We start from the raw sequence: 8238 nt of genomic DNA on the forward strand, positions 1-8238 counted from the left end.
GCGAACACCTCCGGGAAGCCGCCGCCGGGCACCGCGGGCCTGGTGATCGGCGGCGGCTTCCCGGAGGTGTTCGCGCCGGAGCTGTCCGCGAACGAGCCGCTGCGCGCGGAGGTGGCCCGGGTCGCGGCGGCCGGTGCGCCGATAGCCGCCGAGTGCGCGGGGCTGCTGTATCTGGCGCGCTCGCTGGACGGCGAGCCGATGTGCGGAGTGCTGCCCGCCGAGGCGCGCATGTCGGAGCGGCTGACGCTGGGGTACCGCGAGGCGGTGGCGATCGGCGACAGTTCACTCGCGGCTGCGGGGACCCGGGTGCGCGGGCATGAGTTCCACCGCACCGCCGTGGAGCCGGGCGCGGGGCCTGAGCCCGCGTGGGGGCTGGTCCGTCCGGAGCGGCGCGCCGAGGGGTTCGTCCAGGGCGGTGTGCATGCGTCGTATCTGCATGTGCACTGGGCGGCGGTGCCGGACGCGGCGGTCCGGTTCGTGGCCGGTTGTGCGCGGCGGGGTGGATGAGTGGGCGAAGTGGACGGCGGAATGAAGCGGAACGGGAGGGGACGGGAGGGTGAGTGGAGAGCGTGACACGGGCGGGGGCGCACCCCGAGCCGTCGGTGGCGTCCGCGTCGGCGCCGATGGCGCCGGACGCACCGACGCCCTCCTTGCCGTGCCCGGGGCTTGTCGTCGGGGTCGGTGCCGGGCGCGGTGTGTCCGTCGGGGAGGTGACCGGGCTCATCCGGCGGACGCTGGACGGGGCGGGGCTCTCGGTGTGCGAAGTCGTGGAGTTGGCCACGGTCGAGGGGAAGGCCGACGAGCCGGGGCTGGTCGCGGCGGCGGCCCGGCTCGGCGTGCCGCTGCGGGGTTATGGGGCCGCGGCGCTGGCCTCCGTCGCGGTGCCGAGCCCGTCCGAGACCGCGCTGACCACCGTGGGGACGCCCAGTGTCGCCGAGGCGGCGGCCCTGCTCGCCACCGGACCCGGGGGCGAAATGCTCGTGCCCAAAAGAAAATCGGAGCCACGCGGCCGTCCCGCGCGAGCCACATGCGCCATTGCGCGCCGGGGCAAACACGGGCAGGGCGGGCAAAGATGACCTGCCTGCGCATCGGCCCGCAGAAATCAGTAACGTCTCGGGGCGGGATCCCAACTCCCGCATCGCACTGTGCCACCCGCACCATCAGCACCAAGGAGACCTCGTGACGACCCCGCCCGCGCTGCTCATCGCAGGCATCGGCACCCGAGACGAGAGGCGCGCCGACGCCTTCCGCGACTTCGTACGGGAGTTGGGCACCCGCAATCCCGGCCTGCCCGTCGCGGGAGGCTTCACCGGCCAAAGCCCTTTGCCGCTCGGTGACGCGGTGGCCGGACTCGCCGACGAGGGCGTGACCCGCTTCGCCGTCGTACCGCTGACGCTGATCCCCTCCGAGCGCGCGGAGCAGGACCTCACCGCCGCCCTGGCCGGCGAGTGCGAGCTGCGCCCCGACACGTCCTTCCTCCGCGCCCGTCCGCTGGGCCCGCACCCCCGGCTGCTGGCCATACTGGAGCGCCGTCTGAACGAGGCGCTGGGCGGCGGCCCGCGCCGCGCCCCCTCCGACCGTGCGGAGACCACCGTCCTGCTGGTGGGCCCCGGGTCGGTGACCCCCGAGTCCAACGCCGAGGTGCACCGGGCCGCCAGGCTGCTGTGGGAGGGCCGCGGCTTCGGCGGTGTGGAGACCGCCTTTGTCTCGATGGCCGCGCCGGACGTGGCCTCGGGCCTCGACCGCTGTGCGCGGCTGGGGGCGCGGCGCATCGTGGTGCTGCCGTACTTCCTGTTCGCGGGGACAGCAGCGGACCGGGCGCAGCAGCAGGCGGAGGGCTGGGCCCTGGCGTACCCGGAGATCGAGGTGGTGACCGCCGATGTGCCCGGCCCCTCGGAGGAGCTGATGGAGCTGGTCATGGAGCGCTACCGGGAGGCGGCTGGGGACGAAGCCGATCACGAGGCCGGGGCTGTGGGTGAGGAAGTGGCCGTGGAAGCGGCCGGGGATGAGACGGACGGCTCGGTGGCCGTGCCCGCGCAGAAGGGTCGGCAGTCCGACTCCCCCACGTATGTCCGCTGATCAGCTCGCTGACGTGTCCGTCGATTCGTCCGCCGGGTTCGACCCGCGCCATCTGCGTCACCACGGTGACGCGGAGGTGCGGGGCTCCGGCGCCGAGCTGACGGACCTCGCGGTCAATGTCCGGGCCGATACGCCTCCCGGCTGGCTCAAGGCCCGCCTGGCCGCCGCGCTCGACGGCCTCGCCGCGTATCCGGACGGCCGCGCGGCGCGGCGCGCGGTCGCCGCGCGGCATGGTGTGCCGTCGGCGCGGGTGCTGTTGACGGCGGGTGCGGCGGAGGCGTTCGTCCTGCTCGCCCGCGCCCTCCCGGTGCGCCGCCCGGTCGTGGTGCACCCGCAGTTCACGGAGCCGGAGGCCGCGCTGCGGGACGCCGGACACAGGGTGGATCGGGTGGTGCTGGACGAGTGCGACGGCTTCCGGCTCGACCCGGGCGCGGTGCCGGAGGAGGCGGATCTGGTGGTGGTGGGCAACCCCACCAACCCGACGTCCGTGCTGCACCCCGCCGATGCGGTGGCCGCTCTGGCCCGCCCGGGGCGGACGCTGGTGGTGGACGAGGCGTTCATGGACGCGGTGCCCGGCGAGCGGGAATCGCTCGCCGGCCGCACCGATGTGCCGGGGCTGGTCGTGCTGCGCAGCCTCACCAAGACCTGGGGGCTGGCGGGGCTGCGGATCGGCTATGTGCTGGCGGGGCCGGACACGGTCGCGGCCCTGGAGCGGGCGCAGCCGCTGTGGCCGGTGTCCTCCCCGGCCCTGGCTGCGGCGGAGGCGTGCTGTGCGGCTCCGGCGCTCGCCGAGGCGGCGCGGTCGGCGGAGACAATCTCCGTCGACCGGGCCCATCTGGCCGCGCGGCTGGCCGAGTTCGAGGAGATCCGGGTGTGCGCCCCGGCAGCCGGACCCTTCCTGCTGATCCGGCTGCCGAACGCCACCGCGGTCCGCGCCCGCCTGCGCGAGCTCGGTTTCGCGGTGCGACGCGGCGACACGTTTCCGGGCCTCGGTCCGGACTGGCTACGCCTCGCGGTCCGCGACCCGGCTACGACCGACCGCTTCATCACCGCCCTGGCAAAGGCCCTCGCCGAAGGCTGACCCAGGGTCGGCCGGACGAGACCAGGGCGCCGGGCGGGCGGGAGCCCGCCGCCCGGCGCCCTGGCCGGCCCCGGCCCAGGGTCCGTCAGACTCCGTCGCCTGGCGCCGCGGCGCGGCGGCGACGGGCCAGGACGATGGCGCCGGCGCCCAGGCCGAGGAGGGCGGCGCCGCCGGCCACGAGGTAAGGCGTGGTGGAGCTGCCGCCGGTCTCGGCGAGGTGTTCCGGCTTCGGGCCCGAGCCGGCCTGGGAGCCGATTTCGGAGCCCGCGCCCGGGGCGGCCGGGGACTCACAGGTCGCGTCGGCCAGGGTGATCGTCCCCTCGACCTCGGAGACGTTCAGCTTGAGCGGGTTCACCGAGACCTTCAGTTCGAGCGCCGTGGCCGCGGCGGTGCGGGACGTGGTCGACGTGCGCGACAGGTCGAGTCGCACCGTGCCGACCCCGGGCACATCGACCGTGGTCGTGCCGCTGGTGGTGAGGTTGACCTTCTTGCCGAGCACGACCACGCTGCCCAGCACATTGGACTTGGCGGTCGGCCGCTTTCCGGCCACGCACACCGCCTTCGAGGTGACCTGCTGGACCTCGATCAGCGGCACCGCCGGCAGCCCCGGGAGGTGCACTGTGGCGTGTGCGAGGTTGGCGTACCCCTCGGCACGCGACTTCTCGACGGTGCCACGTGCGGTGGCCACGTCCGCGCGCAGAACATTGAACGGCTTGCCCCCCTCGACGCCGTCCAGCGTCGCGCTGAGCGCGGTCTTGTTGGCGGAAGCCGGCGCGCGCACCTCGTTCAGGGTGAGCGCCAGCGGCGCCTTGACGGTCTTGTTGAGCATCGAGACGTTCAGATCGGCGCGGAGTACGGCTGCGCCGGCTCCGCCCGTCGTGTGCGTGCTCGTCTTGGCGGACTCGCCCGCCTTGCTGTCGCCATCGGTGGCGTGCGCCGCACCCGCGGGCAGCAGGCCCAGTACGGAGACGGCGGCAGCTGCCGTGGCGGCCGCCAGACGGCGGGCAGGCATGCCTGAATAGTTGTTGGTGGAACAGGACACGTGAGTTGACCCCCACAGGAGACATGGAGCCGTCGGCGACTCGCCACGGGGGGACACCACGGGCGCCGACGGCATCGACCCCGCAATATTTGCGGTACGCAAGGCCAACCGGCAGCCGCCTGGGGTCAGTTCATCCCAACGGGTGTGACTCGACGGTGCGTTCGAACCCCTGAGAGTCTTGGGTGCCCTGAGGGTCTTGGATGCCCTGAGGGTCTTGGGTGCCCTGAGGCCGCCGAGCCCGCCAAGCCCCCTCAGCCGACCACCCGCCCGCGCAGCACCACCCGCCGCGGCGCCGTCAGCACCCGCACATCGGCCCGCGGATCCGACTCGTACACCACCAGGTCCGCCGATGCGCCCTCGGTGAGCCCCGGGCGGCCGAGCCAGGCCCGCGCGCCCCACGTGGCGGCCGACAGCGCGGCGGTCGCCGGGAGCCCGGCCTTGACCAGTTCGGCGACCTCCTGACCGACCAGGCCGTGCGGGAGTGAACCGCCCGCGTCGGTGCCGGTGTAGATGGGCACGCCCGCGTCGTAGGCCGCGCGCACGGTGTCGTAGCGGCGCTCGTGCAGCCGCCGCATGTGGTCCGCCCAGCGCGGGAACTTCCCCTCCCCGGCCGTCGCCAGCTTGGGGAAGGTGGCGATGTTGACCAGGGTCGGGACGATCGCGACACCGCGCTCCGCGAAGAGCGGGATGGTGTCCTCGGTCAGCCCCGTGGCGTGCTCGACGCAGTCGATCCCCGCTTCGACCAGGGGGGCCAGGGTCTCCTCCGCGAAGCAGTGCGCGGTGACCCGCGCGCCCAGCCGGTGTGCTTCGGCGATGGCCGCCTCGACCTCCGTGCGCGGCCAGCAGGCCGTCAGGTCCCCGGCCTCCCGGTCGATCCAGTCGCCGACCAGCTTGACCCAGCCGTCCCCGCGCCGCGCCTCCAGCGCGACACACGCCACCAGCTCTCCGGGCTCGATCTCGTGGGCGTAGTTGCGGATGTAGCGCTTGGTCCGGGCGATGTGGCGGCCCGCGCGGATGATGCGGGGCAGGTCGTCGCGTCCGTCGATCCAGCGGGTGTCGGCGGGCGAGCCGGCGTCCCGCAGCAGCAGCGCCCCCACCTCCCGCTCGGTCAGTGCCTGCTTCTCACTGGTCGACTCGTCGACGGCGCCATGCGTGTCGAGCCCCACATGGCAGTGCGCGTCCACGAGCCCGGGCAGCACCCATCCCTCGATGGTCCGCACGTCCCGGGCGGCGGTCGGCCGGTCGTAAGTGATCTTCCCGTCGACGACCCACAGTTCGTCCCTGACGTCCCAGGCGGAGCCCTCGGCCTCCGGCCCGACGAGCACCCTGCCCTTGATGTGCAGCACCGCGCTATCCCTCATGCCTCGCACTGTACGAGACTTCGCCGACCCGCTGACCGGCCAGTTCCCAGGGGGCGGGACGGCGCCACTCGTACAACACGAGGCGCGCTGCTACGCTCACGCAACCCACCGGATGAGGGGAAGTGAGGAGGCCCGCGTGAGCGCTCCCACCGATGACCCGGCCGCCGTACGCCCCGCACCGGCGGCATTGCCGGAGTCACCGGAGAACGCGCCCCCGGCTACCGCTGGGAGGAGCCCCCTGCCGGACTTACCGGCGGCCGCCCTGTCGGACCTGCCCCCCGTTGAGGCGTCCGATCCGGCCCCTGAACAGACACCCATTCCGACAGCCGATCTCGCGCCCGCCGGACCACCGGACGTCCAAGAGGAGTTCCGGGACTTCTTCGAGCGGCACCACGCCGAACTGGCCCGCCTCGCCCATCTGCTGCTCGGCAGCTCCGACGGCGCGGACGACCTCGCCGCCGACGCGCTGGTCGCCGTCTGGCACCAGTGGGAGCGGGTACGGGTCGCCGACCACCCGGCCGCGTACGCCCGCGGCGTGGTCGCCAATCTGGCGCGGTCCCGGATCCGCAGCCTGGTGCGCGAGCGCCGCCGGGTGGCGCTCTTCTCGTCCCAGCGCGCCGACCATGTCGACGACCCGGACGTCTCCGCCGTGGTGGACGTCCAGGCCGCTCTGGTGAGGCTGCCGTTCCGCAAGCGCGCCTGTGTGGTGCTGCGGCACGCCTTCGACCTGTCGGAGCGGGAGACGGCGCGTACGCTCGGCATCTCGGTGGGCACGGTCAAGAGCCAGACCTCGCGCGGCATCGCGGAGCTGGAGCGGCTGCTCGGCTCGGCACACGGCGGCGGGCAGCAGCCGGTGCCGGGCCCGCAGGAGACCGTACGGAAACTCCACCCTGGTCATGCGGGAGGGAACGGTCGATGATCGACCACCGCGAGCGGCACGACCGGATCGATGTCGCCGCCGAACTGCACACGGCCGCCGAGTCCCACCGGCCGGACCGGGCCCGGATGCTGGCCCGGGTGACCGCGGGCATGGCCGGGGACGAGCGGCGCCACACCGGGCGCGGGGCCGGGGCCGGGCGGCCGTGGACCCGCGTGGCGGGCCCGGTCGCCGGGCTCGCGGCGGCGGTCGCCGCCGCGGGGATCGTGGTGCTGGCCACGGAGCCGGCCCAGCGGCCGCAGACCGTACGGACGTCGAGCGAGCCCGCGGTCCCGCCGGCCCACGCGGGGCGGGACACCGGGAGCGGAGGGGAGACGGACGACGGGTCGCGGCGGCACACCCCGACCGCCTCCCCCACCGCGGTCGGTCCAAACCACCTCGCCGATCCCGTGGTCCGCTCGAACGGCGAGATCGACCCGGGGTCGAACCCGTACTGGGCGCAGAGCGATGTGATCCTCAAGACCGGCAAGCCGCTGACCTCGCTGACCGTCGAGCTGCGGGTCGCGCACACCGGAGGGGTGCTCACCACCGGCTCCTGGTCCACACTGCCCACCGACGATATGAAGGTCTCGGTGCGCAGCGAGAAGAACGCGCTGGTGTACCGCTGGACGCTGAGGGACGGGGCCACGGTGCCCGCGGGTCGGCATGTCTTCGCCGGGCAGTACAACCACGCGGAGGGCGACCGGGGCATCGCCGAGGACAGCTACTCGGCCTCCGGCAACGGGCCCTCCGGCGCGTTCGCCGTCAGAGGCGCATTCCGCGAAGCCAAGTGATGGCGGATGACGCCAGGTGAATCCAGCCGAATCCAGGTGAATTCTGGGTGACCGGTGGAGACACAAATAGAGCGCCTTTATGAATACAGGTTCCCATCGTCTTCTGCCCGCTTTCCGGACTCCTAAACGCTAAAATTTCGTAACCCGGAAACGCTGTAATTCGAGTGCATCACTCGACCGTTACGCAGATGTGACACACTCCACACAGAGGGTGTTTCGCCCCAGTAACTCCCCGACAAATCAGCACTTTTCATCCATCGCCCCGTGCGCACGCGCGTCCCCGCGCGATAACACGCCGACCCCCCTTCGGGTAACCCCTCACCGCAATGCAATTTAAGATTGTGCTCGGTAAATTCAAGCCGCATGACCGCCGCACAAGCAGACCTTGCACGTGCCCGAAGAGAAATGCCGAAAGGACTGACGCTCGAGGCCCCACGCGTCGAGGACGGAGCCGCGATCTGGCGCATCGCCCGCGACTCCGGGACCTTGGACCTGAACTCCTCCTACAGCTATCTGCTGTGGTGTCGCGACTTCGCCGCCACTTCGGTCGTGGCCCGGGACGCGCAGGGGGAGCCGGTCGGCTTCGTCACGGGTTACATCCGCCCCAAGCGCCCCCGGACGCTGGTGATCTGGCAGGTCGCCGTGGACCAGGCGTGGCGCGGCAGAGGGCTGGCCGCCGCCCTGCTGGACGGGCTGACCGCACGCGTCGCCGAGCAGTCGGACATCCATGGCATCGAGACCACGATCACACCGGACAACACCGCCTCCAACAGGCTGTTCACCTCCTTCGCCGAGCGGCATGGCTCAGCCGTGGAGCGCGAGGTGCTGTTCGACGGCGGTCTGTTCCCCGAAGGCGGCCATGAGCCCGAGGTGCTGTACCGCATCGGCCCCCTCGCCTTCCACACCTGACGCGCCACCTGAGCACCACACCCCCCGCACCACACCCGCGCCCCAAGCTCTCACCC

8 protein-coding genes and 1 pseudogene are annotated in these 8238 nt (G+C 72.9%); 7 read left to right on the top strand and 2 right to left on the bottom strand.

The features are described from left to right. The 4 genes and pseudogenes from CCN51_RS36705 to cobC form a co-directional block, all read left to right on the top strand. Positions 1 to 507, top strand: a pseudogene (locus tag CCN51_RS36705) (cobyrinate a,c-diamide synthase); the annotation flags it as partial. A 53-nt stretch (positions 508 to 560) separates the two neighbouring features. Beyond that, complete coding sequence (locus tag CCN51_RS36710) at positions 561 to 1076, top strand: cobalamin biosynthesis protein (RefSeq protein ID WP_014180708.1); 516 nt, start codon at positions 561 to 563, stop codon at positions 1074 to 1076. 103 nt (positions 1077 to 1179) lie between these two features. Beyond that, positions 1180 to 2079 carry a sirohydrochlorin chelatase gene (locus CCN51_RS36715; protein ID WP_014180707.1) on the top strand — a complete coding sequence of 300 codons (900 nt, stop codon included), beginning with the start codon at positions 1180 to 1182 and terminating at the stop codon, positions 2077 to 2079. Next, positions 2069 to 3160 (top strand): Rv2231c family histidinol phosphate aminotransferase CobC, encoded by a 1092-nt coding sequence (gene cobC, locus CCN51_RS36720; protein ID WP_014180706.1) that lies wholly within the window; start codon positions 2069 to 2071, stop codon positions 3158 to 3160. The genes CCN51_RS36715 and cobC overlap by 11 nt, the downstream gene beginning before the upstream one ends. An 85-nt stretch (positions 3161 to 3245) precedes the next feature. On the opposite strand, the gene CCN51_RS36725 is transcribed toward cobC, so the two are convergent. After that, positions 3246 to 4172: an SCO1860 family LAETG-anchored protein gene (locus tag CCN51_RS36725; RefSeq protein ID WP_014180705.1), complete on the bottom strand. Its 927-nt coding sequence runs from the start codon at positions 4170 to 4172 to the stop codon at positions 3246 to 3248. 281 nt (positions 4173 to 4453) lie between these two features. Continuing rightward, the gene (locus CCN51_RS36730; protein ID WP_193383753.1) at positions 4454 to 5563 is read right to left on the bottom strand and encodes an amidohydrolase family protein; all 1110 of its coding nucleotides are present in this window, start codon (positions 5561 to 5563) and stop codon (positions 4454 to 4456) included. A gap of 316 nt (positions 5564 to 5879) precedes the next feature. Here CCN51_RS36730 and CCN51_RS36735 point away from each other — a divergent pair, with 316 nt between their 5' ends. The 3 genes from CCN51_RS36735 (at position 5880) to ectA (ending at position 8182) form a co-directional block, all read left to right on the top strand. Beyond that, positions 5880 to 6482, top strand: a complete 603-nt coding sequence (locus CCN51_RS36735) for a SigE family RNA polymerase sigma factor (protein WP_078610980.1) — start codon at positions 5880 to 5882, stop codon at positions 6480 to 6482. Then, positions 6479 to 7273, top strand: coding sequence for a hypothetical protein (locus CCN51_RS36740; protein WP_014180702.1), 795 nt, complete (start codon positions 6479 to 6481; stop codon positions 7271 to 7273). Before CCN51_RS36735 ends, CCN51_RS36740 begins: the two co-directional genes overlap by 4 nt. Before the next feature lie 363 nt (positions 7274 to 7636). Continuing rightward, the gene (ectA, locus tag CCN51_RS36745) at positions 7637 to 8182 is read left to right on the top strand and encodes a diaminobutyrate acetyltransferase (protein WP_193383752.1); all 546 of its coding nucleotides are present in this window, start codon (positions 7637 to 7639) and stop codon (positions 8180 to 8182) included. Positions 8183 to 8238 lie beyond the last annotated feature (56 nt).

The sequence above is a fragment of the Streptomyces milbemycinicus genome (assembly GCF_002154605.1).
GTDB classification, from domain to species: Bacteria; Actinomycetota; Actinomycetes; order Streptomycetales; family Streptomycetaceae; genus Streptomyces; species Streptomyces milbemycinicus.

Coding starts and splice junctions, on each gene's coding strand:
- cobC (WP_014180706.1), top strand. CDS start 2,069: ATGTCCGCTGATCAGCTCGCTGACGTGTCCGTCGATTCGTCCGCCGGG.
- CCN51_RS36725 (WP_014180705.1), bottom strand. CDS start 4,172: ATGCCTGCCCGCCGTCTGGCGGCCGCCACGGCAGCTGCCGCCGTCTCC.
- CCN51_RS36730 (WP_193383753.1), bottom strand. CDS start 5,563: ATGAGGGATAGCGCGGTGCTGCACATCAAGGGCAGGGTGCTCGTCGGG.
- CCN51_RS36740 (WP_014180702.1), top strand. CDS start 6,479: ATGATCGACCACCGCGAGCGGCACGACCGGATCGATGTCGCCGCCGAA.
- ectA (WP_193383752.1), top strand. CDS start 7,637: ATGACCGCCGCACAAGCAGACCTTGCACGTGCCCGAAGAGAAATGCCG.